Source organism: Caballeronia telluris (assembly GCF_001544495.1).
Taxonomy (GTDB): Bacteria; Pseudomonadota; Gammaproteobacteria; order Burkholderiales; family Burkholderiaceae; genus Caballeronia; species Caballeronia telluris.
The window spans coordinates 68,336-93,012 of record NZ_FCNZ02000001.1 but is presented as its reverse complement, the minus strand read 5'-3'; the positions used below and the strand labels follow the sequence as shown (position 1 = coordinate 93,012).

The following is a 24,677-nucleotide window of genomic DNA, read 5'->3' as shown; positions in this document are numbered from 1 at the left end:
TCTCTCTGTGCCCGCGGTGACGTGCATTCTCAGACATGCGACGCCGCCGAGCAATGGCGAGGCGCTTTTACAGATCGAGCACGAGCGGGCCCGCGTGCGACGCGGCGGGCACGGCGCAGCAGATGAGCGCCTCGTCGTCGCCGACCTGAAACGACGGCGCGACCGGATACGCGACTTCGCCCTCGACGACGCGCGTCCTGCACGTCCCGCAGCTTCCGCCGCGGCAACTGAATTCGGGCGCGAGGCCGCGCGCTTCGGCGAGTTCGAGCAGCGTGCCGGCGGCGGGCGTCCAGCGCGCTTCCTTCGACGACTTCACGAACGCCACCGGCACGGATTCGGTCGCGGGAAGGCGGGCAGGCGCCTTCGATGCGCCTTCGTCCCGCTTGCGCACGAGCCCGGACGGGCCGAACGCTTCGGCATGAATGCGTCCATCGGCGACGTTCAGGCTGCGCAGGCCGTCGTAGATCGACTGCATGAAGGCGGCGGGGCCGCACAGATAGAAGTCGTAGTCGTCGAAGGGAAGTATGCCCTTCAGCATGTCGATGTCGATGCGGCCTTCGATGTCGTAGTCGGCGCCTTCGCGCGCGCCCTCGGTATCCGTCAGCGAGCGGATCACGCGCACGGCGCCGCCCGCGCGTTCGGCGAGGCCGCGGATTTCATCGGCGAAAGCGCGCTCCGTGAGCGAACGCGCCGCGTGGAAGAGCCACACCGGCCGCACGCGCCGCTTACGCTCGCCTTCATAGACGAGGTGACGCAGCATCGCGAGCATCGGCGTCACGCCGACGCCCGCCGCGAGCAGCACGGCCGGGCGCGTCTCGCTGGCGTCGATCGTGAAGTCGCCCGCCGGAGCGCGCGCCTCGACGATGCCGCCCGCGCGCAGCGTGTCGTGCAGATGCGCCGACACGCGCCCCTGGCGCTTCACGCTGATGCGATAGAAGCCGTCCGACGGCGCGACGGACAGCGTGTACGTGCGGATCGCGGGCGGGCCGCCTTCCGCGGGCGTCACGCGGATCGGCAGATGCTGGCCGGCCGCGTGCGCGACGATGCCCGCGCCATCGGCCGGTTCCAGATAAAACGAGCGGATCGCGTCGCTCTCGTCGAACATCTTCGCGACGCGAAACGGCCGCCACGCGCGGGCGAGTGCGGCCGCCTTCAGGCGCTCGGCGGTTTCGTCCCAGTTTCCGGTCAGAAGCGAATTCGACGACTGGCCGGCGACGTCGGCATGCCAGCGCAGCGGCAGCGCGTCAGCGCGATAGACGATCCGGCGCGGCGTGAAGCGCCACAGCCGCTCCGCGCCCTGGAACGCGGCGATCTCCGGGGAATCGAGGATCACTTCGGCGTCGCCCGAGAGTTGCAGCAGATCGCCGGTTTCGAAATCGGCGAAAAGCAGACCCGCCTTGCCGTTCGCCAGGATGTTGCCGAGCGTATTGAAAAACAGGTTGCCCGCGAAATCGGGGATCGTGAGCACGCCGTCTTGCGCGAGACGCACGAAGCCCGGCTTGCCGCCGCGATGCGAAACGTCGACTTGCCGTTCGCCGTTCTCGCGGTCCGCGTACGACGCGACGAAGAACGTGTCCGCGTTTGCGATCATGTGCGCGGCGCGTGCGGACAGCCGGTCGAGCCGTTCAGGCGCAGTCGACGTGCGCACGGCCGGATCGCGAACCGACTCGAAGTCGCGCAACTGGATGTACTGCGGACAGTTCCCGTAGCTCTGCACGACTTCGACGCCGAACGCCGCGTCGCTGTCGCGCCGGATCACGCCGTTCAGGCGATTGCGCCGCCGCGTCGCGAGGTCGATGCCGAGCAGGCCGATCGCGGCGCCGTCGCCGAAACCGGCGTCGGCGGGGTCGTCGGGATCGCGCGCGGCGTTCACGTCCAGCATCGCGGGGGTCGGCGCCTGCAGGAAGCCCGGCTTGCCCGCAAGCACGGTCGCCCAGGCATCGCCCTCGGCATCGACCGAGCCCGCCACGATGAACGGCAGCAGCGGATAGAACTGCCGATGCTGGTCGAGCAGATAATCGCGCACGAAGCGGCGCCCGGGGCCGTCCATCCGCTCCACGACACCCGCGCTGCGCTGCAACGCGAGTTCGCCTTCGTGCCACGGTGAACGCAGACTCGCTGCCAAGGTGCTGGACATGATGATTCGCCTTTCGACGTGAATGAAACTGAAACGGCCAGACGCGCTCAGGCGGCTGCGGTGAGCCCGGCGGGCGTCTGCTGGAACTCGACGAAGCCCGGCAGCGCCTCGACGCGCGCGAGCCACGCATTCACGTTGCGATAGCCGGCGAGATCGACATTGCCTTCCGGCGCGCGCGCGATGTAGCTGTAGAGCGCGACGTCGGCGATGGTCGGATGGTTGGCCGCGAGCCATTCGCGGCCGGCCAGTTCTTCGTCGATCAGCTTGAGCACGGCGTGCGCGCGGGCGATCACTTCCTTCGCGTTGAACGGCGCGCCGAACACGGTGACGAGGCGCGCGGCCGCCGGGCCGAAAGCGATTTGCCCCGCCGCGACCGACAGCCAGCGCTGCACGGCGGCGGCTTCGGCGGGTGCCGTCGGCAGCCAGTCTTCCTTCGCATACTTCTTCGCGAGATAGACGAGGATCGCGGCGGAATCGGCGATGACCGTGTCGCCGTCGACGAGCACGGGAATCTGGCCGAAGCGGTTCAGGCGCAGGAACTCGGGCGACTTGTGCTCGGCCGCCGCCAGATCGACGTGCACGATTTCATGCGGCACGCCGAGCAGCGACAGAAACAGACGGGCGCGGTGAGCGTGGCCGGACAGCGGGTGGTGATAGAGCTTCATGTGCGACTCCTTCGATCGGTGGAGCGGCCGGGGCGTTTTCCCTGGCGCTGGATCGAAGTGTGGGGTCGCGGCGCGCGTTGTTGAATACCAGCGAAATTCAATTCACCATTCTCGAAACGAGAACGGTGAACGATGCGGGCAGAGTACGCCCCCTCGTTAGTCCGGCGATTGTCCGTCGGGCTTGACGTTCACCTTGCTGCCCGCGAGCGGCGATCCATAACCGCCGCCGAGCGCGTTGTTCGGCAGCCCGTTGGCGAGTTGCGCGCGCGGATCGGTCGGATTCAGGTTGAGTTCGCCGGCCTGCTGATTGCCATGCGAAGGATACTGGCTGCCGAGCGCCGCGTTCGGCTGAAGCTTCGGGTTGTTCTCGGGCGCGGACATGTCGGTTTCGGGATTGGGCCGCGACAGCGACTGGGCGCTCGCGACCTGAAGCGACAGGCAGGCAACAGTGGACATCGACACGGCGATGGCCGTGCGCACGATAGCGTTCATGACTGAACTCCCTGGAGATGACGAGGTTCGTGTCCGGTCCACGCGTCGTGTCGTCGGGCTTGCCGCGGCGTGGTCATTGAGACCAGTCTAGTCCACGGTCCCGGCGAACGCGGCAATTCGTGCGCGCGCCTTCATTTCCCGTGCTTCTTGAGCTTGTGTTTGCGCTTGCCGCGTTCGTCGATGATTCTTGTCCGGTGTTTGTCCTTCATCTTCTTCCACTGCTTGCATTCGTCCTTCGTGCGCAGGCAGCCGATGCAAAAGCCCGTCTTCTCGTCGAACTTGCAGATGCTGATGCAGGGCGATTCCACGGCCATGAACGGTTCACTCGGATGGTCGGCTTCGGGACGGTCAATCTCGCACGCCGCGTGCCCGCCCGGCCAACTGATTGTTTCAATGGCATCCATAGGCGAGGGCGGCCGGTCGGGCCTTCGCGAGCGCAGGTAAGCCGTTTTCTCCGATGCTAAGATGCGCGCATCATCATCGCGTGATAACGCGCGATCCAACGCGGCTGGTGCGCTCTGGCACTTCATGACATGCGGCGACCACTTGTCTTTTCAACCTTGAGCCGGCTCGAATTCGAGCGTGCGGTGCTTGGCCGTGTCGTGGCCGGCATGCCGCTCGCCGAGGTGCTCGCGCACGTGATCCACCGCGTGGAGGCGCTCTCGGGCGAGCGCATGTACGCGTCGATCCTGCTCGTCGATGCAAGCGGCAAGCACCTCGTGCACGGCGCCGCGCCGAGCCTGCCCGCGAGCTACAGCCAGGCGATCGACGGCCTCGAATTCGGCCCGATGACGGGTTCCTGCGGCGCGGCGGCATACAACGCGGTGCCGGTAATCGTCGACGACATCGAGACCGATCCGCTCTGGGAGCCGTTCCGCGATCTCGCGCTGAGTCACGGTCTGCGTGCGTGCTGGTCGGCGCCGATCCGCGCCGCCGATGGCCGCGTGCTCGGCACTTTCGCGAACTACTATCCGATTCCGAAAAGCCCGTCGAACGACGATCTCGAAGAGATCGCGTTCGTCGCGAGCGTGACCGCGCTCGCCATCGAGCGCTATAACGGCGACCGCGCGCTGCGCGAAAGCGAGGAGCGGCTGCGCATCGCGCAGCAGGCGGGGCGCGTCGGCACCTTCGAGCTGTTTCCGGAGCGCGGGCGCGTCGCGTTGTCGGAGGAATTCTGCCGGCAGTGGGGCCTGCCGGTGCTCGCCGAATTCGACATCACCGAGCTGATCGCGCTGATCCATCCGCAGGATCGCGCGCACGTGCTGACGGGCACGCCCGAGGTGCCGAACCACGCGCTCGATTATCTCGAATACCGCATTCGCCGTCCCGATACGGGCGAGGAACGCTGGATGGGGCGCCGCGGCGAGGCGATCGACGGCGCGCTCGGCAAGCGCTATCTCGGCGTGTCCTACGACATCACGGAGCACAAGCGCGTCGAGGAGCGGCTGCGCGTGAGCGAAGCGCAGTTGCGGCGCCTGAACGATTCGCTCGCGACCGAAGTCGAGGCGCGCACGCGCGAGCGCGACCGCATCTGGCGCAATTCGCGCGATCTCTTCCTCGTGGCGAGCGAGGACGGCGTGCTGGAAGCGGTGAATCCGGCATGGACGTCGATTTTCGGTTTCACCGAGGACGAACTGGTCGGCCGCACGTTCGAGGCGATCGTGCATCCCGAAGACGCCGACGCGACGCGCACGGCGCTCGAAATCGCGATCGGCGCGGGCTTTGCGCGCTTTGAGAACCGCAACCGGCACAAGGACGGCACGTATCGGTGGGTGTCGTGGGTCGTGATGCGCGAAAGCGGCGCGCTCTACGGCAACGGACGCGACATCACGCGCGAGAAGGAGACGCAGCGCGCGCTGCGGCAGACCGAAGAGGTGCTCAGGCAGGCGCAGAAGATGGAAGCGCTCGGGCAACTGACGGGCGGCATCGCGCATGATTTCAACAACCTGCTGCAAGGCATCACCGGGCCGCTCGAACTGATTCGCCGCTTCGTGCAGTTGGGCCGCATCGACGAAATCGACCGCTTCATCACGATGGCGATGGGTGCGGCCAATCGCGCGGCTTCGCTCACCCATCGGCTGCTGGCGTTCTCGCGGCGCCAGCCGCTCGACCCGAAGCCAGTCAACGCCGACGAGCTGCTGCATTCCATCGACGACCTGTTGCGCCGGACGATGGGCGAGGCGATCGACGTCAAGGTGATCCGCAACGAGCAACTCTGGCTCACCCGTTGCGATGCCAACCAGCTCGAAAACGCGCTGCTCAATTTCGCGATCAACGCTCGCGACGCGATGCCCGACGGCGGCAGCCTCACGCTCGAAACCGCCAACGCGGAACTGGACGCCGAGTTCGCCGCGCGCCATCCGGAGGTGCTGCCGGGGTCTTACGTCGCAGTGTCGGTGTCGGACACGGGCGGCGGCATGCCCGACGACGTCCGCGAGCGCGCGTTCGACCCGTTTTTCACGACCAAGCCGCTCGGGCAGGGCACGGGACTCGGGCTCTCGATGGCCTACGGTTTCGCGCGGCAGTCGGGCGGCATCGCGACGATCGACAGCGAACCCGGCGCCGGCACCACGGTGCGGCTCTATCTGCCGCGCCATCAGGGCGGCGCCGCGCGCGTGGAAGCCGTGGGGGAACTGAGCGAAGCGCATCGCGCGCAGGAGCGGCACGCGATTCTCGTCGTCGAGGACGATGCTTCCGTGCGCGAGCTCGTCTGCGAAATCCTGCGCGACCTCGACTACGAAGTGATGGAAGCCGTCGACGGACCGGCCGGCCTCGCCGTGCTCAATTCGCCCGCGCGCATCGACCTGCTCGTGACCGACGTCGGCCTGCCGGGCCTGAACGGCCGCCAGCTCGCCGACGCCGCGCGCGCCACGCGGCCGTCGCTGAAAGTGCTCTTCATGACGGGCTACGCCGAAGCGGCGGCGCGCGGCAGCGGCTTCCTCGACGCCGGCATGGAACTGATCACGAAACCGTTCACGCTGGAATCGATGGCGAGCCGCATCCGGCGCATCGTCGCGACGCCCGCGCCGCAGTAACGCGGGGCGACGCGGCTCCCGGATTACCTCACCGTCGCTCTCCCGCAGGCGCTCACCTTGTCGACGAAGCGGCACGTTGCTTGCTTCACTGCTTGTGCCGCGACTTCCCGCCGCCCTACGAGGACGACTCCATGCCGCAACTGCCCGGCTCGCGCCGCCCGCCCGCCAAGGTCCTGCCGCCCGAGGTGCCGAGCATCCGGGCGCTGACGTCGCTCATGACCGGCGTCGTCGTGATCTGCGCGCTTTACTTCGGGCGCGCGGTGATGATCCCGATCATTCTCGCCGTGCTCCTGAGTTTCCTGCTCGCGCCTTTCGTCGATCTGCTGCGGCGCTTCAAGTTCGGCCAGGTGCCTTCGGTGATCGTCGCGGTGCTGCTGGCGTTGTCGGTGCTGACGGCGGTCGGCGCGCTGATTGGCGCGCAGATCGCGCAGCTCGCCGGCGACTTGCCGAAATATCAGGTCGCGGTCGAGCGCAAGATCGAAGCGGTGCAGAAGATCACGGTCGGTCGCGCCGACGAGTTTCTCGGCAAGGCTTCGCATGCGCTCAAGCGTCTCTCGCCCGCGCGCGAGCAGGAAGCGCGCAAGGACGAAAACGATCAGACCGTCTCGCCGATCGACCAGCCGATGCCGGTCGAAGTGCACGAGCCGTCGCCGTCGCCGCTGGAACTCGCGCAGCGTTTCCTCTCGCCCGTGATCAGTCCGCTGGAGACGACCGGCATCGTGCTCGTCGTCGCGATCTTCATCCTGTTGCAGCGCGAGGACCTGCGCGACCGGCTGATCCGGCTCTTCGGCTCGCGCGATCTGCACCGCGCGACCACCGCGATGGACGAAGCCGCGCGCCGTCTCTCGCGCTATTTTCTCGCGCAACTCGGCATCAATCTGGGCGTGGGAATCGTTGTCGCGATCGGGCTTGCGATCATCGGCGTGCCCGGCGCGCTGCTGTTCGGCGTGATCGCGACCTTGCTGCGCTTCGTGCCGTATGTCGGCACGTGGATCGCCGCGCTGATCGCCGTGGTGTTCGCGGCGGCCGTCGGGCCCGGCTGGTCGATGCTGATCTGGACCATCGTCCTGTTCGGCGTCACCGACGTGCTCGCGGGGCAAGTGGTCGAGCCGCTGCTGTACGGCCACAGCACGGGGCTTTCGCCGTTCGCGGTGATCGTCGCGGCGATTTTCTGGAGCTGGATCTGGGGGCCGATCGGCCTCGTGCTCTCGACGCCGCTCACGCTCTGCCTCGTGATTCTGGGACGTCACGTCGACCGGCTCGAGTTCCTCGACGTGCTGTTCGGCGACCGGCCCGCGCTCACGCCTGCCGAAAACTTCTATCAGCGCCTGCTGGCGAACGATCCCGACGAAGCGCTGATTCAGGCGGAGTCGCTGCTGAAGGAGCGCTCGCTCACGGCGTATTACGACGAAGTCGCGCTCGAAGGTTTGCGTTTCGCGCACAACGACGTGATGCGCGGCGTGGTGACGGTGGACCAGTTGCGGCGGATCAACGAATCGGCGCTCGACATCGTCGAAGGTCTGGAAGACGCCGAAGATCTCGTGACCGCGCGCGCGCCCGAGGAGGAGCTGCCCGCGAGTCTCGAAAGCGCGAGCGAGCGCACGGGGATCGCTTCGGAATCGCCTTCCGAGCGCTTCGATGCCGCGCGCGAAGGGCACACGGCGTCGGTGCTGTGCATCGCGGGACGCGGCGAACTCGACGATCTCGCCGCGACCATCGCCGTGCAGCTTTTCAGGAAGCACGGCATGAGCGCCGACCTCGCGCCCTACGAGCGCTTCTCGCGCAACCGCTTTGCGGACGTGGACCTGAGCGGCGTGTCGATCATGTGTGTCGTCTCGTTCGATGCCGCCGAATCGCCGCCGTATCTGCGCAATCTGCTGCGGCGGCTGCATCAGCGGGCGCCGTCGGCGGAGCTGATCGTCGGGCTCGTGGTGCCGGAAAGCTCGCTGCAAGGCGAAGCGCTCGTGCGCACCAGTTCGGCGGCGACGTCGTTCAAGGAACTCGTCGATGCCTGTGTCGCCGCCGCACGCCGCCAGTCGAACGACGGCGTGTCGTGGGCCGGGCTCAATCCGCCCGACGAAGCGGTCGAGGACAAACCGCAGGACGCGCCGCGCGTGCCCGTGCTGCGCGGCGCCTGAACTCAGCGCCTGAACTCGGCGCCCGCCGGGCGCGCGTTCAGCGGTTGCCGTCGAAGAGATCGTTCAGCATCGTGTCGAACGCCGCCTGCGCTTCTTCCAGTTCCTGAAGCGCGGCGTCGAACGTCTGCAGCGCCATCTGCGACGGGCGGCCGTCGCCTTCCGGCGGAAACTGCGTCTGAAGCGCGGTGAATGCCGTCTGCACCTGCTTCGTCGCGTTCACGATGCGTTCCATCGCCCGCGCTTCTTCTACGCGATTATTTTCAGCGCTCATCGAATACTCCTCGGTGGTAATGCTCCGATAGTACCAAGCGATGCCGACTCCGGCTCTGCGTTGCGCTGCCGTTCCTCTTCCTCTTCCGCTACGCGCCGACGCGCGGGCGCTCCTCGATCTCCTTGACGGTGAACAGGCGCACGGCCGCGTCGAGCACGCCCGCGCGGTCGACGAGACTCTGCGCGGTCGCCGCCGCCTGTTCGACGAGCGCGGCGTTCTGCTGCGTGGCGTCGTCGAGATTCGCGACGGCCTGATTCACCTGCCGGATGCCGAGCGCCTGTTCGCTGTTCGCGTTCGCCACTTCGAGAATGATCGCCGAGACGCGGTTGACGGCGGCGTCGATCGCGCGCATCTGGCTCGTCGTGCGCGCGACGAGCCCGGTTCCGGCCTCGATCTGCGCGGCGCTCGCCTTCACCACGCCTTCGATTTCCTTCGCCGCCGCCGCCGAACGCTGCGCGAGATTGCGCACCTCGCTCGCGACGACCGCGAACGAGCGGCCCGCCTCGCCCGCGCGGGCGGCCTCGACGGCGGCGTTCAGCGCGAGGATGTTGGTCTGGAACGCGATGCCGTCGATCACGTCGGTGATGTCCGCGATGCGCCGCGCGGCCGCGTTGATACCCGCCATCTTCTCTTCGACCTGGCTCGCGATCCGGTCGCCGTCGTCGGCCGCGGCGAGCGCTTCCCTCACGACGTCGAGCGCACGCGCGCTGGCGTCGGCATTGCCCTCGACGGCGGCGGTGATCTGCTCCATCGCGGAGGCCGTGTCCTGCAGCGAGTGCGCCTGCGATTCCGTGCGGCGCGACAGTTCCGTGTTGCCGCTCGAAATTTCGCGCGCGGAGTCGAGCAATCCGCCGATCTGGCCGCGCACGTCGAAGACGATCGCCGAGAGATTCGCCTTCAACTGGTTCAGCGCGCGCTGCACGTCGCCGAGATCGCCTTCGGCGCCGGCCTGCGTTTCGACGGTCAGATCGCCCGACGCCATGCGCGCGGCGAAACCGGACATGGCGCGCACGGGCGTGCCGATCTGGCGCGAGAGCGACAGCCAGCCGCACGCGGCGGCGGCGGCGCCCGCCGCGAGCGCGATCCAGAACGGCAGCGGCGGTGCGCCGCCCCACTCCGCCATGCCCGCCACCGCGAGCGCGAGCGGCGCGGCCGCGTGGCTCGCGACCAACCGCGCCGAAAACGGCATCTGTCTGAGTCGTTGCCACGCTCCCGCGACGCCAGTTCGCCTCAGCACGCCGTGTTCGAGCCGCGCGCCGCGCAGCGCGCCCGCGCGCATCGTCGCGTAGAGCGCATCGGCCTGCTTCACTTCGTCGCGGCTCGGCTTCACGCGCACGCTCAGATAACCGACCGCCTTGCCGTTTTGCATCACGGGAGTGACGTTCGCGCGCACCCAGTAGTGATCGCCGTTCTTGCGCCGGTTCTTGACGATCCCGGTCCACGAGCGCCCGATGCCCACCGTCGACCAGAGATCGGCGAACGCTTCGCGCGGCATGTCGGGATGGCGGATGATGTTGTGCGGCTGGCCGGTCAGTTCTTCCTTCGAATAGCCGGAAACGGCGACGAAGGCCGGATTGCAGTATTCGATGTTGCCGGAGAGATCGGTCGCGGAGACGAGCATTTGCGACGCGGGATAGTCGTATTCGTGCTGGCTGACGGGCTGGTTATTGCGCATGCGCGTGTCCTTGTATCGTCGTTCTGGCGCGCCGCGACCGCGGCGCGCCGGTATCTGCATACAAGGCATAACGGCGATTAACCCTACAATCTTGAGGGGAATCCGACTAACGCGCTCGGGTAAACGAGGCTTCAGTCTTGCGCGATGGTCACTGCGCGCTCCAGCCGCCGTCGATCTGCAGCGCCGCGCCGCGCATTTCGCTGGCGGCGTTCGAGCAGAGGAACACGGCCATCTCGCCGATCTGCTGCGGCGTCACGAACTGCGCCGACGGCTGTTTTTCGCCGAGCAGCTTCGCGCGCGCGTCGTCGGGAGAGAGCGATTCGCGGGCGGCGAGGTCGTCGATCTGTTTCTGCACGAGCGGCGTGAGCACGAAGCCCGGGCAGATCGCGTTGACGGTCACGCCGGTGCGCGCGTTTTCGAGCGCGGCGACCTTCGTCAGCCCGACGATGCCGTGCTTCGCCGCCACATACGCCGACTTGCCCGCCGAGCCGACCAGCCCGTGCACCGAGGCGATATTGATGACGCGGCCCCAGCCGCGCTCGCGCATCGCGGGCAACGCGACGCGCATCGTGTGGAACGCGGAGCTGAGGTTGATCGCGATGATCGAATCCCAGCGCTCGACCGGGAAGGTGTCGATGGTCGCGACGTGCTGGATGCCGGCGTTGTTCACGAGGACGTCGACGGCGCCGAAGCGCTCGGCCGCGAACGCGATCATCGCTTCGATTTCGTCGGGTTTCGACATGTCGGCGCCGTGGTAGGCGACCTGCACGCCGAGGGCTTCGATCTGCGCGAGCGCGGCTTGCGAATCGCCGAAGCCGTTGAGCACGAGATTGGCGCCGGCCGCGGCGAGCGCGGTCGCGATGCCGAGTCCGATGCCGCTCGTCGAGCCGGTGACGAGGGCGGTCTTGCCGCTGAGGGACGGGTTTGCTGCGATGGTCATGGGCGGTTCCTGTAGTGGGATGAATCAGGCGATCACGGCCGGCATACGTTACCAAACGCCGCGTGCGCCAGCATCGACGAACCGGCGCACGTTCAGCTCAAACAAGCCCTGTCATGTAATACACCGCGATCACGAAGAACACCGCCAGCGTCTTGATGATCGTCACCGCGAAGATGTCGCGGTAAGACTCGCGGTGCGTGAGCCCCGTCACCGCGAGCAGCGTGATGACCGCGCCGTTGTGTGGCAGCGTGTCCATGCCGCCGCTCGCCATCGCGACCACGCGATGCAGCACCTCCAGCGGAATGTGCGCGGCTTCGGCGCCCTTGATGAAGGTATCCGACATCGCCGCGAGCGCGATGCTCATCCCGCCCGACGCCGATCCCGTGATGCCCGCGAGCGAACTCACCGACACCGCCGCGTTCACCAGCGGATTCGGGATGTTCTTGAGCGCATCGCTCACGACGATGAACCCCGGCAGCGCCGCGATCACGCCGCCGAAGCCGTATTCCGACGCCGTGTTCATCGCCGCGAGCAACGCGCCCGAAACCGCCGCGCGCGTGCCTACCGCGAAACGCTCCTTCACGCGGCCAAACGCCGTCAGCAGCACGAGCACGATGCCGAGCAGGAGCGCGCCCTCGACGGCCCAGATCGCGACGACCGTCTTCACCGCCGTCGTCACCGGCGCGTGGACGCCCGGCAGCACGTCGGGCGCGACCGTGTAGCTCGCGCCGTACCACGTCGGAATCCATTTGGTCAGCGCGAAATTCGCCACGCCGACGAGAACCAGCGGCGCGATCGCGAGCAGCGGATTCGGCAGCGACTTCGCCTCGACGCGCTCCGGCTCGTTCACGAGCGACGTGCCGTAGCCTTCGCCCTTCGCCATCGCGGAACGGCGGCGCCATTCGAGGAACGTCAGCCCGACCACGATGATGAACAGCGAGCCGATCACGCCCAGCCACGGCGCGGCCCAGCCGGTGGTCTTGAAAAAGGTCGTAGGGATGATGTTCTGGATTTGCGGCGTGCCGGGCAGCGAATCCATCGTGAACGAGAACGCGCCGAGCGCGATCGCGCCGGGCATCAGGCGCTTCGGAATATTGCTCTGGCGATACATCTCGGCCGCGAACGGATAGACCGCGAACACGACCACGAACAGCGACACGCCGCCATAGGTGAGCAGCGCGCATACCACGACGATCACCGCATTCACGCGCGACCTGCCGATGTAGCGGATCGCGGCAGCGACGATCGACTCGGAGAATCCCGACAGTTCGATCACCTTGCCGAACACGGCGCCGAGCAGGAAGACGGGGAAATACAGCTTCACGAAGCCGACCATCTTCTCCATGAAGATGCCGGAAAAGACCGGCGCGACGGCGGCGGGTTCCGTGAGGAGCACCGCGCCGAGTGCTGCGATCGGCGCGAAGAGGATGACGCTGTAGCCGCGATAGGCGGCCAGCATCAGGAACGCCAGGGCGGCGAGCACGATGATGAAGGACATTGAGTCTCCGTTGATGTTGTTGTGGGCGGCTTCTCGTGAAAGCCAGTGTGTGCGGACGATGACGCGACGGGCGTCACCGTAGGCAGGTTCCGTGCCAGTGTCGGTTTCGCGCGCCTCGCGGGCCCGACCCCGCGCGAATCGATGAGCGATTGTACTGAAATGTCCACGAAGCGAGACAGCCGCGCGTGACGAAATATCATCCGTGAATGCTCCATTCAAAGCATGAACATGGCATTGCGCGCTGTCTCCGTTATGAGATATTCTGTCTCAATAAAGAGATCGCTCTAACGATAAACATGGGACACGCATCGATGCACAACGACTGGACCACCGTGCCGGCGAATTACAGCGACGTGCTGCGGCGCGCGATGGACTCGCTTTTCAAGACCTTCGAGAACCTGAGCGAGGGCACTTTCATCGTCGATGCGGACGCCCGCGTCGTCTGGATCAACAAGCGCTATGCGGCGCGCTTCGGCTTCTCCGATCCAGCGCAGGCGATCGGCCGCGACTGCGAAGCCGTGATTCCGCACAGCCTGATGCGCGAAGTCGTGACGACCGGCAAGCCGATCCTGCTCGACGTGCTGGAAACCGACCGCGAGCCGCTCGTCGTCACGCGCCTGCCGCTCAAGGACGACAACGGCGCGACGGTCGGCGCGATCGGCTTCGCCCTCTTCGACGAGATGAAGGCGCTCACGCCGCTCTTCGCGCATTACTCGCGCGTTCAGCAGGAACTGATCGCGACGCGTCAGTCGCTTGCACAGGCGCGGCGGGCGAAGTACACCTTCGCGAGTTTCGTCGGCACGAGCGCGGCGAGCCTCGAAGTAAAGCGCAAGGCGCGCCGCGCCGCGCAGGTCGAATCGCCCGTGCTATTGCTCGGCGAAACCGGTACCGGCAAGGAACTGCTCGCGCACGCGATCCACGGCACCTCGACGCGCGCCGCCCGGCCGCTCGTCACCGTGAACGTCGCGGCGATTCCCGACACGCTGCTCGAAGTCGAGTTCTTCGGCGCGGCGCCGGGCGCTTACACGGGCGCGGATCGCAAGGGGCGCGTGGGAAAATTCGAACTGGCCGACGGCGGCACGCTCTTTCTGGACGAGATCGGCGACATGCCGCTGCCGCTTCAGGGCAAGCTGCTGCGCGTGTTGCAGGACAAGGAGTTCGAGCCGCTCGGCTCGAACCGCATCGTGCGCGCGGACGTGCGGATCATCGCGGCCACCTCCGCCGATCTGCCCGCGCTGGTCGCGGCGGGCCGCTTTCGCGCGGACCTGTTCTATCGCCTGAACGTGCTGACGATTCACGCGCCGCCGCTGCGCGAACGGCTCGGCGACATCGAAGCGCTCGCCTACGCGATCCTCGAAGAACTCGCGACCGAGGCGCGCCCCGGCCACGCGGGCCACGCCGTGCTGCAGGACGATGCGCTGCGGCTCCTCTGCGCGTATCCGTGGCCCGGCAACGTGCGTGAGTTGCGCAACACGCTCGAACGCGCGCTGATGCTGTCGGACAGCGAGCATATCGACGCCCGCGCGCTCGCGCCGTTCATCGGCTCGGCGCGCGTGCAGCCTGCGGGCGAGCAGTCGGTGAGCGTCGAAGAACCCGTCACGTCCTACGCGGACGCGATGGCGGGCTTCGAAAAGACCTTTCTCGTCGATGCGCTTCGCGCGAGCGGCGGCCGCGTGACGGAGACGGCAAAGCGGATCGGTATCGGCCGGGCGACGCTTTACAAGAAGATCGTGGCGCTCGGGATCGACGTGTAGCGCCGCGCAGTTCGATATCCGCGTGGCATACTCCGGGGATCAAAAAATACAGCGAGAACAAGGGGTTGGCATGAAGATCGGGATACGGCTCGGCGTTTCGGTTTTGCTTGCGGCGATGGCATCGGTGCTTGCCGCGTGCAGCAGCGCACCGCCTCTCTTTTCCGCCGACGGCCGTCCGACTACGCTGATCCAGTGCCCGGCTGCCGGCGGCTGGAGTCTGTGCACGCAAAACGCGCGCGCCACCTGTCAGGGCGCGAACTACGACGTGCTGGAACAGTCGCTCGACAACGGCCAGAACGGACTGCTGATCGCCTGCAAGCCGCAGTAAGGGTCGATAGCAAACGACAGGAGAACCGATGTCGAAAGCCGGCTTTGCCCCAGAACGCCTCGCGCGCCTCACCGGCGCGCTGCAACGCTTCGTCGACTCCGGCGATGTCGCCGGCATCGTCACGCTCGCGTGGCGGCACGGCGAGATCGCCCACGCCGACACGCTCGGCTGGCGCGATCTCGACACCCAAACGCCCATGACGCGCGACACGCTCTTTCGCATCGCGTCGATGACCAAGCCTGTCACGAGCGTCGCCGCGCTGATGCTGATCGAAGAAGGGCGGCTCGATTTCGACAGCGCGGTGTCGAAGTGGCTGCCGGAACTCAACAAGCTCGCGGTGCTCGCCACGCCCGACGCGCCGCTCGACCGCACCGAGCCGCTGGCCGCGCCGATCACGCTGCTCGACCTGCTCACGCATCGCGCGGGCTTCGCCTATCACTTCACCGCGGAAGGCGCGCTCGCCGACGCCTACGAGAAAGTCTTCAACGGCTTCGACGTGATGGTCGATCCGGCGCGCTGGCTGGAACATGTCGTTGAGCTTCCGCTCATGTATCAGCCGGGCGCGCGCTGGCATTACGGCATCACGACCGACGTGCTCGGCGTGCTGATCCAGCGCGTCGCGGACATGTCGCTCGACGATTTCTTCCGCACGCGCATCTTCGAGCCGCTCGGCATGCCGGATACCGGCTTCGTCGTGCCGCAGGAGAAGGTCGGCCGGCTGTCGACCTCTTACGTCGTCGATACCGCGAGCCGCCGGCAGGCACCCGAGGATCATCCCGCGACGAGCCGCTGGATCGACCCCGCGCGCTTCCAGAGCGGCGGCGGCGGGCTCGTTTCGACCGCCGACGACTATCTGCGATTCGCCCGCATGCTGCTCGGGCGCGGCCGGCTGCAAGGCGATGCCGGCGAACGCATGCGCGGCCCGCGCCTGCTCTCGCACAAGTCGATCGACCTGATGCGCTCGAACTTTCTCAGCGCCGAGCAGCGCCGCATTCCGGCGTTCGGCTATCCCGTCTGGGCGAGCCAGGGTTTCGGCCTGGGCCTCGCGATCGTCGACGACGCCGCGCGGCAACTGCGCGCCGGCTATCGTTCGCCGGGCACCTTCGGCTGGCCGGGCGCCCTCGGCACGAGCTGGTTCGCCGATCCGGTGGAAGACATGATCGGCATCTTCATGATCCAGCGGCGCGCCGAGGAGCCGTTCCCGATGGCGCAGCAGTTTGAACATCTGCTTTACGACGCCATCGACGATTAAACCAAAAGAACTGATGAATCCCGGCACTTTTTGAGCCGCTTGCGGTCTGCTGATCATCCGAATACTGCGGAGCAAGGATTCATGGCGACCTACAGGCAACTCACGGCACAACTCGAAAAACTGCAAGCCGAAGTCGCGGCGGCGCGCGAAAAGGAAGTCGCCGACGCTATCGAAGAGATCAAAACGAAGATCGCCGAATACGGGCTGACCGCCGAGGAACTCGGCTTTCGCGCGACGCGCGGCCGGGGCGCAGCCGTTGCCAAAAAGGCGCCGCTGCCGCCGAAATACCGCAACCCGAAGACCGGCGAAACGTGGAGCGGACGCGGACGCACGCCCGCATGGCTCGCGGGCAAGAACAAGGAACGCTTCCTCATCGAATAGCGCCGGTGCGAGCGCGCGAAGGCCGTCAGTCGTGCCGCGTCTCGCGCAGCATCGTCACGTCGTAGCCGAGTTTGCGTGCCCGCTCGATCAGCGCGGTGCGCTCGGCGGCAGCGGGCCGCGCCTCGCGCGTCAGTATCCACAGATAGCGGCCGCTCGGCTCGCCGACGATGGACCACGAATAGTCGTCGGCGTGATCCAGCACCCAGTAGTCGCCGACATAGAACGGTCCGAAGAACGACACCTTCAGCTTCGCATTCTCCGACCCCGCGACGATCTTCGCGCGTCCCTCGGATGCTTTGTACGGTCCGGTTAGCCCGCCCACGCGACATGCGTTGACGACGGAAACGAGGCCGTCGTCGCGTCTTGCATAGTTGGCCGTGACGGCTTCGCAGTTGCGCTCGAAGCGGTTCTCATAGCGCGCGAACTCATACCACTGACCGAGGTAGCGATCGAGATCGACGGGCTTCGCCGGTTCCGGCACCTTTGCGTTGCCGCTCTTGTTGGCGCCTTGCGTGGCGCAGGCAGCAAGAAGGCCGACGGCGCCGATCGCGAGTACTGCCGCGGCGCCATAAAGCCAGGGACGTTTCAGGGTCATCGTTATTCCGCGCTGATGGACGAAGGGAATGTCGGTGCAGCAAGCTTCGTTCCGACCTCCCGAAAGCGCTCACCTTTGCGGCGTGCGGGCTGTCCGGAGTGTGTGCGCGACCGCACGTTCAATCTGCGTAAAGCACTTCGAATGAATCGTGCAAATCATTGATGCAATTGAATTTACGCATCTGCGCGAGGAACGCTTCTTCTCGCATGCGATGGGCGAGTCCGGCAATCAAACGCGGGTCCCGTATTAGCTCACCTGAAGCGTCCATAAGCGATCGCATGCGCGGCGTCGAAGAAACCGTTGCGTATGCAACGATCCATGCGTGAGCGTGTCGAGCGAGCTCTGTCGAATCGCGCAAAGCCTTATGGAACAAGGGCTTGAGGGAAAACTAAACAAACCGTCGACGGCTCGCGCGGATGCTTAGAAATACTGTGAATCGCGTAATCGTGAGCTTCGGTGAGTCTCGGCGACTCACCCTGCGGCGGCTCCCGAAACGTCTCACCTTTGGCCGCGACTCGACCTGCGGCCGGCTGCATCAGACGGTATCCTTGCCTTCACCCAACCATCCGCCGCCTGGCCGTTTCCCTTCATGCCGCCATTGGTTTCATCGCTGTTCACGCCGCTTCTTACCATCATCCTGCCGATCTTCGGGCTGATCTTCGCGGGCTTCGCCGCCGCGAGATTGCGCAAGCTCGGACCCAGCGCATCGTCCGAACTGAACCGTTTCGTCGTCTATCTTGCGCTGCCCGCGCTGCTCTTCGACATCATGGCGAAAACGCCGTGGAGCATGCTCGACCAGCCCGCGTTCATCGCGGTCTTCGGCATCGGTTCGGGGGTCGTGTTCGCCGCGACCGTGCTCGTGCGGCTCAGGCAGTCGCGCCATCTCGCCGATGCGAGCATCGACGGACTCAACGCGGCCTATCCGAATACGGGCTTCGTCGGCTTGCCGCTGTGTCTGCTCGCGTTCGGCCAGCCGAGCCTCGCGCCGGCCGTCATCGCAACCATCATGACCGTGTGCGTGCTGTTCGCGGTTGCCATCGTGATGATCGAACTCGGCTTGCAGACCGAGCGGCATATCGGTGCGACGCTCGGCCGGGTGGCGAAGTCGCTTGCGACGAATCCGCTGCTCGTCGCGCCGCTCGCGGGCGCGTTGTGGAGCGGCGCGGGGATGCATGTGTCGGGCGGCGCGGAAGCGTTCCTCAAGTTGCTGGGCGGCGCGGCGAGCCCGGGTGCGCTCGTCGCGCTGGGGCTTTTTCTCGGCGAGCAGGCCGGCGTGCGCCACGCGAAGACCGCGAGCGCGCTGGTCGCGCTGAAGCTCGTCGCGCAGCCGCTGCTGACGTGGTGGCTCGCGTTTCACGTGTTCGCGCTGCCGCCGTTGTGGGCGAAGACGGCGGTGATCCTGAGCGCGCTGCCGACGGGCACCGGACCGTTCATGCTCGCCGAGTTTTATCGGCGGGAGGCGGCGGTGACATCGAGCGCGATTCTGTTTTCGACGCTCGTGTCGCTCGTCACCGTGACGCTGTGTCTGGCGGCGATGCTCTGAAGCGCGTGTCCGGCGAAAAAACGCCCGGCGCGATGCGTCGGGCGAACCCACCATCGAAACGATGGGTGGAGGAGGCCGGTTTCGTTCCGCGTTACTGTGTCTTCGTGACGCGGCTCGCGACGAGTTGAGCGCGGCGCTGCTGATACGGCAGCAATTGCGGATAGGTGCGCTCGTTGACCGCTTCGAGATCACCGTTGCGACGCGCGGTCGCCAGTTCGGCTTTGACTTCTGCGCGAGTTTTACCGGTGACATTTGCAGTGTCCGTGCCGGACGATTGAACGACATCGCCGGCGAAGGCGGGAGCGGCCGCGACGAGCGCGGAAATCAGCAATCCGTTGATCAGTGCGCGTTTCATGTCGAACTCTCCTGAATGCATCGATGGACGGAGTGTAGGAGAGAAGCTATCGAACATTAATGGCGATTGAGCCAACAGATTGTTGTGCGGCTGGCGCGAAATGCTGGCACGCGGCAACGCGCAGAACGCGCACGCTAAGCCCGTTGCTGCGAATATCGCTTCCATCGCTCTGCTGGCCGCCGCAGGCACCGCTCAAGCCGCCGATTCGCAGCGGCAGAGCTGCCAAGGTCCGGCATCGCAATGCAACGTGTTTTTCGGACAGTAAGACGCGCCATATCCGCCGGTTCGACCACGGAAAAATGCGAAAGCGGCCGCAAGCGCTCTCGCTTGCGTTTACCGATCCAGAACTAAACGATGCACAGACATCTCCCCAAGTTATCCACATTTTCTGTGCATAACTGTGTGGAAATCGATGGCTCAAGGGCGCGCGCTCGCGCTATCGACCGGGTTGCACCGCGCTTGCGCATCGGGCGGGCGTCTGTGCGTGGCAGGTTCGCAATCCGGCGCCTATGATGGGCGGATCGCGATGACGACGGCGCCGGCGGCCCGTCCTTTTGCGCCGCCCGCTGGCGGACAGCAGTCCATCGATGCCTCGTCTCCACTCAATTAGGGGAACACGCCATGACCTACAAAGTTGCGGTTGTCGTCGGAAGCCTTCGTCGTGAGTCGTTCAACCGGCGGCTTGCGCACGCGCTCATCTCGCTCGCGCCGGGCGATTTCTCGTTCGAATTCCTCGACATCGGCAGCCTGCCGCTCTACAGCCAGGACTACGACGCCGATTTCCCCGAAGCCGCGCGCACGCTCAAGCAGAAGATTTCCGAAGCGCACGCGCTGCTCTTCGTCACGCCCGAATACAACCGCTCGATGCCGGGCGTGCTGAAAAACGCGCTCGACTGGGGTTCGCGGCCGTGGGGACACAGCGCCTGGGGCGGCAAACCCGGCGCGGTCATCGGCACGTCGGTCGGAGCGATCGGGACGGCGCTCGCGCAATCGCACTTGCGCGTCGTGTGCGCCTACCTCGACATCGCGTTGCTCGGGCAGCCGGAGATGTACATCAAGCACGACGAGAAGCGTATCGATGCGAGCGGGAAGATCGTCAGCGAAGACACGCGCAAGTATCTGCAAGGCTTCATGGACAAGTACGTCGCGTGGGTGAGGGACCACGCGAACGTCTGAAACGGCGTCCGGCGCGCGCCCAAAAAAACGGCCCGCGCGAGCGGGCCGTTGCACGACACAAGCTGCAAAGCAGGATCAAACGTGATGATGTCCGGTCACGCGATCCCAGCCATGACGGATCGCGGCCTTGAAGCGATCCCAGGTATCGCCGCCTTCCGGATGACGGCTTTCCCAGTCGCGCTGCAACTCGTACTCCATCTGATCGTCCCACTGACGGCTGCGAAAGCGCTCGTCGTTGCCGAGATTCGCGCCATAGCGATAGGCGCCTTCGTAATCCTCGTAGGGCGAACCCGTCGTCGCATACTTCGAGTCGTAATCGCTGCGGAAGTCGTCGGAATACTCCATGTATTCGTCGGGAATGGTCTGCGGACCGAGCGCTCCGGGCGCACGGCCCGAGGCCGAGGGCGCCCCCATGCGCGCGGCATCCGGCGCGTCGGGCTCCGATACGCGCGGCGCGAAGGCATCGTTCGCGGCCGCATCGGTTTCGTCGAGCGAATTGACCGGACGCCAGTCGCGCGCCGACTCCGCGCTCGTACCCGGCAACGGGCCGCCTGGAACGGAACCGCCCTCCATCGAGCGACCGGACGCGCCCGGCATATCGCGTTGGGCTTGCGGGTCGTAGCGATATGTCGCGTCGCGGCCGCCGAGCGCGTCGCTCGCGGGCGTCGCGGGCGAACCCGATGCCGGCGATATCGGATCGCGCTGCGCCGGCGTACCGACGTTGCCCGCAGACAATGGATCGCGGCCCGTCAGCGCATCGCGTTCGCCGAGCGCGTCGCGTGCGAGGGTGTCGCTGGCCGGCGTGGCGGGCTTGAGCGGCGCGAGCGGATCGGCGCCGACGAGCGCATCGCGCTCGGAGAGCGACGTCGGTGACAGCGAGTCGCGCTGCGCGGGGGAGCCGATATTTTCTGCCGTGAGCGGATCGCGGCCGGCCGTGCCGCGCGCGAGCGAGTCTTCGCGGGTGGCGGGCATGTCGAGCGGTCCGAGCGGCTCGGCAGGCGTTTCGGTGAAGATGTCGCGCGACGAGAGCGTCGCCGGGTCCTGCGGACGCAGCGGATTGCCGAGCGGGTCTCCTAGCGGATCGAGCATCGGTTCGACGGCCGGATCGCCGACGTCCGCACGCGGATAAGCCCGCGCCCGGTTCAGGTCGGCGCGCGCGGCGGACCGCTCCGTATCCAGCGGATCGCGCCCCGGCACGGCGCTGCCGCGTCCGAGACCGAGTTCGTCGAGAATGGAATGATCGCGGTCGTCCTCCGTGGCCGTTGCGCCGTGCGCGAGCGCACCCCAGCTCGCGGCGCGTTCGTCGATGTCGACCGCGCCTTGATCCGCGAGCGTCGTGCGCGCGATATCGACTTCGGCTTCGGTGTTCGTATCCACCGCGATGAGCACGGCACCGCGCCGCACCGCTTCGGAATAATGCGCGACTTCGGGCGGCTGATCGCGGCCGCCGAACAGCATCGAGAAAAAGCGCTCGATATTCGCGAGCACGCCCGGTTCGGCATGCGTCTCGGCGTCCGGCGCGAGCGACGGTTCGGCGGCGTCGTCGCGTTTCGGGTTCGCCTGCAATTCGATGTCGCCGTGCGAAAAGCCCGCGGCCGTGAGCGCCGAGCGCGCCTGCTCGGCTTGCACGTAAGTGTCGAAAACACCGATGACGGTATGCCGCATGGTTGCCTCCTTCGAATGGGTGAGATCTCTGGACGCAGCACGCGCGAACCGGTGCGGCGTATGTCAATGCTCTCACGCAACTCGCGTGCCGGACGCCAGGCGCGGCACGGCCGTGCGCGGGCGCCGCGTCGGGCGGGATTTCGCAAAATGCGCTGTTTTTACAAAACCGGTAGAAAGGTGAAACGCGGCCGGATGTCAGAGCGCGGCGCTGCCCGTCGCGCGGTCGGCGGAACGCGACGCGTGTTTTGCCGCCGTGCCGCCTTCCTTGATCGACTGAAGCAAGGCGTCGAGCAGCGCGATGTCGAAGGGTTTCGAGAGCACGCGCGCATCCACGTGACGCGCGCGGTCGAGTTCCTCCGCGTAACCGGTGACGAGGATCACCGGCACGCGCGGCTCGAACGACTGCAGGATTTCAGCGAGGTCGATGCCGTTCAGCTTGCCCGGCATGTGGATGTCGGACAGCACGACGTCGAAGGGCAGCGTGCTGCCGGGCGGCAAGGCGTTGCGATGGGTTTCGAGCAGTGCGAGCGCGGCGTCGGCGTTGAATACGTAGGTGACGCGATGGCCCATCATCGTGAGCAGCGCCTCGGTGCCGGCGGCGACTTCCTCGTTGTCTTCCACGAGGAGCACGTTCAACGCGTGCGATTCGACGGGCACGGCGGCCTCTTCCTTGACCGTCGCGGCGGGCGCGGTCGCCGCGCCCGTGCGCGGCAGATAGAGCCGCACCGACGTGCCCGCGCCGATCGCGCTGTCGATGGTCGCGAGACCGCCCGCGCGCTCGCAGAAAGCGAAGACCTGCGGCAGCCCGAGACCCGTGCCCAGTCCCTTCGGCTTGGTCGTGAAGAGCGGTTCGAACGCGCGGTTCAGCACGTCGGAATTCATGCCGGCGCCGGTGTCCTCCAGCGAGAGCTGCACGAAGTCCCCGACGATCGGAAAGCCGTCTTCGTGACGGAAGCTGATGTTGTCGGCATGAACGGTGAAGGTGCCGCCATTGGGCATCGCGTCGCGCGCATTCACGGCGATGTTGATCAGCGCGAGTTCGAGTTCGGCGGGATCGACGCGGATCGGCCAGATGTCGGCCTCGACTTCGACGTTGAGCGCGACCTTCGCGCCGAGCGACGCCCGCAGCAGTTCGCGCGCGGCGGGTACCCATTTGCCGATCGCGATGTTCTCGATACGCAGCGGCTGCTTGCGCGCGACGCCGAGCAGTTGGCGCGTGAGCGACTGGCCGCTCTTGAGCGCGCGTTCCATCGCGGAGAGTTCGCGTTCGAGGCTGGCGGCACCGCGCCGCCGCGCAATCTGCACGTTGGTCGACACGATCATCAGCAGGTTGTTGAAGTCGTGCGCGACGCTGCCGACCAGATTGCCGAGCGCTTCCATCTTGCGGGCCTGGCGATAGGCCGATTCGATCGAACGGCGCATCGACGCTTCCGCCTGCCAGCGCTCCCACGCGTCCTCTTCGGTGGCGAGCCGCTGCAACGACAGCCAGATCACGCCCCACAGCACGATGCACGGCGCGAACACGGAAAGCGCGAGCACGCTCACGTGGCGATACCACTCGGCCCAGACCGTCGAAATCGGATATCCGCTCGACACATACACCGGATAGACGCCGACGCGCCGGAACGCGACGATCTTCATCTCGTTGTCGAGCCCCGAGCGCATTTGGACGATGCCGTTTCGCATTCCCTGGGCGTAGGCCGCGCGCAGCGGTGAGGTCGGCGAAAGCGAGTTTCTGCCGGCCGGGCGCGGCGGATACCACGCGAGCACTTCGCCGTCGGCGCGCGTGAGGCCGAGCGTGACGGTCGGCTGGTCGCCGAGCAGTTCGCGATAGAACGCGCTGAAGTACGCCGGACGCAGCGCGATCGACACGATCCCGTTGAAGTTGCCGTTGACCTTGCGGCGCGTCACGGCGGTGTTGAACACGCTTTCGCCCGCGACGCGGCCCTGCATCACGCGTGAAAACTGCTCTATCGGATGGCCGCGCTGCATGCCGGCGAAATCCTCGCGATTCGCGATCGAGACGGACGGCGTTGGATAGGTGCGGCTCGTCGCGACGAGGCTGCCGTCGGCGCCGAAGATCGACACCGCCGCGACCTGCGGATAGGTGCCGCCCATCGCCCGGAGCCGCTTGTAGATTGCTACGTCGTCGTGGCGGATGGCGGCGTCGTCGAGGCCGTCGACCAGATCGAGCACGCGCTCGTTGAGCATCACGTTCATGTCGAAGACCTTGAGCGCGTGCTCTTCCGCGACGCGTGCATTGCGCGACACGACGTCCGTCGCCGCGGCGATGCGCCCGCGGTAGTCGTTGTAAGCCGTCATCGCCACATAGATGCACGGCAGCACGATGGCCGCGACGAGAAGCGCATAGAGCGTGAGCCGCTGGGCCGCGAAGTTGCGCTCGGGCACCACCGGAAACGGCGGTTCGTCCTCCCAGGACTCGGCGGCAGGCCCGGCCTCAGGCTCGTCACGTGGCGGCGTCATTGGAAATGGGTGCAGGTTTTATTCAAATTCGGGCGTGTCATCTTAAACGCAAAGCCGATACGCACCGATTAGAAACGCGAAGCAAACGTTTGGCTCTGATTTTCGCGAAAAATACTGCAGTCGGAAGAGCGGGATTTTATTGGTTCGCATAAAGCGTGCCGAAAAACGAGATTCTGATTTGGCGCAAATAAAATACCAACTGCTGTAAAAAATGAAATCAGCGAGATTTCCGGAAGCGCAAACGTACACAAAAGAATGAAAAATATACGACAATTGATCTTACGAAAAAAATT

General features: G+C 66.3%; 20 protein-coding genes. 8 read left to right on the top strand and 12 right to left on the bottom strand.

From position 1 onward, the window contains the following. Window positions 1–67 precede the first annotated feature (67 nt). The 4 genes from AWB66_RS00405 to AWB66_RS00390 form a co-directional block, all read right to left on the bottom strand. Window positions 68–2,137, bottom strand: coding sequence for a 2Fe-2S iron-sulfur cluster-binding protein (locus AWB66_RS00405; RefSeq protein WP_087628284.1), 2,070 nt, complete (start codon window positions 2,135–2,137; stop codon window positions 68–70). A 47-nt stretch (window positions 2,138–2,184) separates the two neighbouring features. Further along, window positions 2,185–2,802: a glutathione S-transferase family protein gene (locus AWB66_RS00400; RefSeq protein ID WP_087628283.1), complete on the bottom strand. Its 618-nt coding sequence runs from the start codon at window positions 2,800–2,802 to the stop codon at window positions 2,185–2,187. A 156-nt stretch (window positions 2,803–2,958) separates the two neighbouring features. Beyond that, the gene (locus tag AWB66_RS00395; protein ID WP_407642239.1) at window positions 2,959–3,294 is read right to left on the bottom strand and encodes a hypothetical protein; all 336 of its coding nucleotides are present in this window, start codon (window positions 3,292–3,294) and stop codon (window positions 2,959–2,961) included. Window positions 3,295–3,425: 131 nt separating this feature from the next. Further along, window positions 3,426–3,608 carry a DUF1289 domain-containing protein gene (locus AWB66_RS00390; protein WP_087628756.1) on the bottom strand — a complete coding sequence of 61 codons (183 nt, stop codon included), beginning with the start codon at window positions 3,606–3,608 and terminating at the stop codon, window positions 3,426–3,428. Between the two features lie 219 nt (window positions 3,609–3,827). Here AWB66_RS00390 and AWB66_RS00385 point away from each other — a divergent pair, with 219 nt between their 5' ends. After that, window positions 3,828–6,329 (top strand): PAS domain-containing protein, encoded by a 2,502-nt coding sequence (locus AWB66_RS00385; protein WP_087628282.1) that lies wholly within the window; start codon window positions 3,828–3,830, stop codon window positions 6,327–6,329. 131 nt (window positions 6,330–6,460) lie between these two features. Then, a complete protein-coding gene (locus AWB66_RS00380) occupies window positions 6,461–8,467 on the top strand; it encodes an AI-2E family transporter (RefSeq protein ID WP_087628281.1) in 2,007 nt (668 codons plus the stop codon). A 37-nt stretch (window positions 8,468–8,504) separates the two neighbouring features. Here the strand turns inward: AWB66_RS00380 and AWB66_RS00375 are convergent, their stop codons facing one another. The 4 genes from AWB66_RS00375 to AWB66_RS00360 all read right to left on the bottom strand — a co-directional run bounded on the left by AWB66_RS00375 (window position 8,505) and on the right by AWB66_RS00360 (window position 12,851). Continuing rightward, window positions 8,505–8,738, bottom strand: a complete 234-nt coding sequence (locus AWB66_RS00375; protein ID WP_062638405.1) for a hypothetical protein — start codon at window positions 8,736–8,738, stop codon at window positions 8,505–8,507. Between the two features lie 88 nt (window positions 8,739–8,826). Further along, a complete protein-coding gene (locus AWB66_RS00370) occupies window positions 8,827–10,413 on the bottom strand; it encodes a methyl-accepting chemotaxis protein (protein WP_087628280.1) in 1,587 nt (528 codons plus the stop codon). Between the two features lie 148 nt (window positions 10,414–10,561). Further along, window positions 10,562–11,353 (bottom strand): 3-hydroxybutyrate dehydrogenase, encoded by a 792-nt coding sequence (locus AWB66_RS00365; RefSeq protein WP_087628279.1) that lies wholly within the window; start codon window positions 11,351–11,353, stop codon window positions 10,562–10,564. Window positions 11,354–11,450: 97 nt separating this feature from the next. Next, window positions 11,451–12,851 (bottom strand): GntP family permease, encoded by a 1,401-nt coding sequence (locus AWB66_RS00360; protein WP_087628278.1) that lies wholly within the window; start codon window positions 12,849–12,851, stop codon window positions 11,451–11,453. Window positions 12,852–13,162: 311 nt separating this feature from the next. On the opposite strand from AWB66_RS00360, the gene AWB66_RS00355 reads away from it, so the two are divergent. From AWB66_RS00355 to AWB66_RS00340, 4 genes are all read left to right on the top strand, one after another. Continuing rightward, window positions 13,163–14,605: a sigma-54 interaction domain-containing protein gene (locus tag AWB66_RS00355; RefSeq protein ID WP_087628755.1), complete on the top strand. Its 1,443-nt coding sequence runs from the start codon at window positions 13,163–13,165 to the stop codon at window positions 14,603–14,605. A 70-nt stretch (window positions 14,606–14,675) separates the two neighbouring features. After that, entirely contained in the window at window positions 14,676–14,933 is a 258-nt protein-coding gene (locus AWB66_RS00350) for a hypothetical protein (RefSeq protein ID WP_235020934.1), read from the top strand. 28 nt (window positions 14,934–14,961) lie between these two features. Continuing rightward, the gene (locus tag AWB66_RS00345) at window positions 14,962–16,185 is read left to right on the top strand and encodes a serine hydrolase domain-containing protein (protein ID WP_087628277.1); all 1,224 of its coding nucleotides are present in this window, start codon (window positions 14,962–14,964) and stop codon (window positions 16,183–16,185) included. 81 nt (window positions 16,186–16,266) lie between these two features. Further along, complete coding sequence (locus AWB66_RS00340) at window positions 16,267–16,566, top strand: H-NS histone family protein (RefSeq protein ID WP_087628276.1); 300 nt, start codon at window positions 16,267–16,269, stop codon at window positions 16,564–16,566. A 25-nt stretch (window positions 16,567–16,591) separates the two neighbouring features. Here the strand turns inward: AWB66_RS00340 and AWB66_RS00335 are convergent, their stop codons facing one another. After that, window positions 16,592–17,161, bottom strand: coding sequence for a lipocalin family protein (locus AWB66_RS00335; protein ID WP_087628275.1), 570 nt, complete (start codon window positions 17,159–17,161; stop codon window positions 16,592–16,594). Between the two features lie 589 nt (window positions 17,162–17,750). Here AWB66_RS00335 and AWB66_RS00330 point away from each other — a divergent pair. Continuing rightward, the gene (locus AWB66_RS00330) at window positions 17,751–18,704 is read left to right on the top strand and encodes an AEC family transporter (RefSeq protein WP_087628274.1); all 954 of its coding nucleotides are present in this window, start codon (window positions 17,751–17,753) and stop codon (window positions 18,702–18,704) included. Window positions 18,705–18,795: 91 nt separating this feature from the next. On the opposite strand, the gene AWB66_RS34175 is transcribed toward AWB66_RS00330, so the two are convergent. Beyond that, window positions 18,796–19,224: a DUF4148 domain-containing protein gene (locus AWB66_RS34175; protein ID WP_235020933.1), complete on the bottom strand. Its 429-nt coding sequence runs from the start codon at window positions 19,222–19,224 to the stop codon at window positions 18,796–18,798. Between the two features lie 456 nt (window positions 19,225–19,680). Between AWB66_RS34175 and AWB66_RS00315 the strand changes: the two genes are divergently transcribed. Beyond that, window positions 19,681–20,235 (top strand): NADPH-dependent FMN reductase, encoded by a 555-nt coding sequence (locus AWB66_RS00315; RefSeq protein WP_087628271.1) that lies wholly within the window; start codon window positions 19,681–19,683, stop codon window positions 20,233–20,235. A gap of 75 nt (window positions 20,236–20,310) precedes the next feature. Here the strand turns inward: AWB66_RS00315 and AWB66_RS00310 are convergent, their stop codons facing one another. Together AWB66_RS00310 and AWB66_RS00305 are read right to left on the bottom strand one after the other, a co-directional pair. Further along, window positions 20,311–21,900: a hypothetical protein gene (locus AWB66_RS00310; RefSeq protein WP_087628270.1), complete on the bottom strand. Its 1,590-nt coding sequence runs from the start codon at window positions 21,898–21,900 to the stop codon at window positions 20,311–20,313. Window positions 21,901–22,095: 195 nt separating this feature from the next. Further along, window positions 22,096–24,384, bottom strand: coding sequence for a hybrid sensor histidine kinase/response regulator (locus AWB66_RS00305; RefSeq protein WP_087628269.1), 2,289 nt, complete (start codon window positions 24,382–24,384; stop codon window positions 22,096–22,098). Window positions 24,385–24,677 lie beyond the last annotated feature (293 nt).

What these genes read in the sequence shown, in the direction of transcription:
- AWB66_RS00335 (WP_087628275.1), bottom strand. Translation starts at nt 17,161, where the DNA reads ATGACCCTGAAACGTCCCTGGCTTTATGGCGCCGCGGCAGTACTCGCG.
- AWB66_RS00305 (WP_087628269.1), bottom strand. Translation starts at nt 24,384, where the DNA reads ATGACGCCGCCACGTGACGAGCCTGAGGCCGGGCCTGCCGCCGAGTCC.
- AWB66_RS00370 (WP_087628280.1), bottom strand. Translation starts at nt 10,413, where the DNA reads ATGCGCAATAACCAGCCCGTCAGCCAGCACGAATACGACTATCCCGCG.
- AWB66_RS00375 (WP_062638405.1), bottom strand. Translation starts at nt 8,738, where the DNA reads ATGAGCGCTGAAAATAATCGCGTAGAAGAAGCGCGGGCGATGGAACGC.
- AWB66_RS00360 (WP_087628278.1), bottom strand. Translation starts at nt 12,851, where the DNA reads ATGTCCTTCATCATCGTGCTCGCCGCCCTGGCGTTCCTGATGCTGGCC.
- AWB66_RS00390 (WP_087628756.1), bottom strand. Translation starts at nt 3,608, where the DNA reads ATGGCCGTGGAATCGCCCTGCATCAGCATCTGCAAGTTCGACGAGAAG.
- AWB66_RS00385 (WP_087628282.1), top strand. Translation starts at nt 3,828, where the DNA reads ATGCGGCGACCACTTGTCTTTTCAACCTTGAGCCGGCTCGAATTCGAG.
- AWB66_RS00350 (WP_235020934.1), top strand. Translation starts at nt 14,676, where the DNA reads ATGAAGATCGGGATACGGCTCGGCGTTTCGGTTTTGCTTGCGGCGATG.
- AWB66_RS00340 (WP_087628276.1), top strand. Translation starts at nt 16,267, where the DNA reads ATGGCGACCTACAGGCAACTCACGGCACAACTCGAAAAACTGCAAGCC.
- AWB66_RS00330 (WP_087628274.1), top strand. Translation starts at nt 17,751, where the DNA reads ATGCCGCCATTGGTTTCATCGCTGTTCACGCCGCTTCTTACCATCATC.
- AWB66_RS00355 (WP_087628755.1), top strand. Translation starts at nt 13,163, where the DNA reads ATGCACAACGACTGGACCACCGTGCCGGCGAATTACAGCGACGTGCTG.
- AWB66_RS00395 (WP_407642239.1), bottom strand. Translation starts at nt 3,294, where the DNA reads ATGAACGCTATCGTGCGCACGGCCATCGCCGTGTCGATGTCCACTGTT.
- AWB66_RS00365 (WP_087628279.1), bottom strand. Translation starts at nt 11,353, where the DNA reads ATGACCATCGCAGCAAACCCGTCCCTCAGCGGCAAGACCGCCCTCGTC.
- AWB66_RS00405 (WP_087628284.1), bottom strand. Translation starts at nt 2,137, where the DNA reads ATGTCCAGCACCTTGGCAGCGAGTCTGCGTTCACCGTGGCACGAAGGC.
- AWB66_RS00380 (WP_087628281.1), top strand. Translation starts at nt 6,461, where the DNA reads ATGCCGCAACTGCCCGGCTCGCGCCGCCCGCCCGCCAAGGTCCTGCCG.
- AWB66_RS00400 (WP_087628283.1), bottom strand. Translation starts at nt 2,802, where the DNA reads ATGAAGCTCTATCACCACCCGCTGTCCGGCCACGCTCACCGCGCCCGT.
- AWB66_RS00310 (WP_087628270.1), bottom strand. Translation starts at nt 21,900, where the DNA reads ATGCGGCATACCGTCATCGGTGTTTTCGACACTTACGTGCAAGCCGAG.
- AWB66_RS34175 (WP_235020933.1), bottom strand. Translation starts at nt 19,224, where the DNA reads ATGGAAGCGATATTCGCAGCAACGGGCTTAGCGTGCGCGTTCTGCGCG.
- AWB66_RS00345 (WP_087628277.1), top strand. Translation starts at nt 14,962, where the DNA reads ATGTCGAAAGCCGGCTTTGCCCCAGAACGCCTCGCGCGCCTCACCGGC.
- AWB66_RS00315 (WP_087628271.1), top strand. Translation starts at nt 19,681, where the DNA reads ATGACCTACAAAGTTGCGGTTGTCGTCGGAAGCCTTCGTCGTGAGTCG.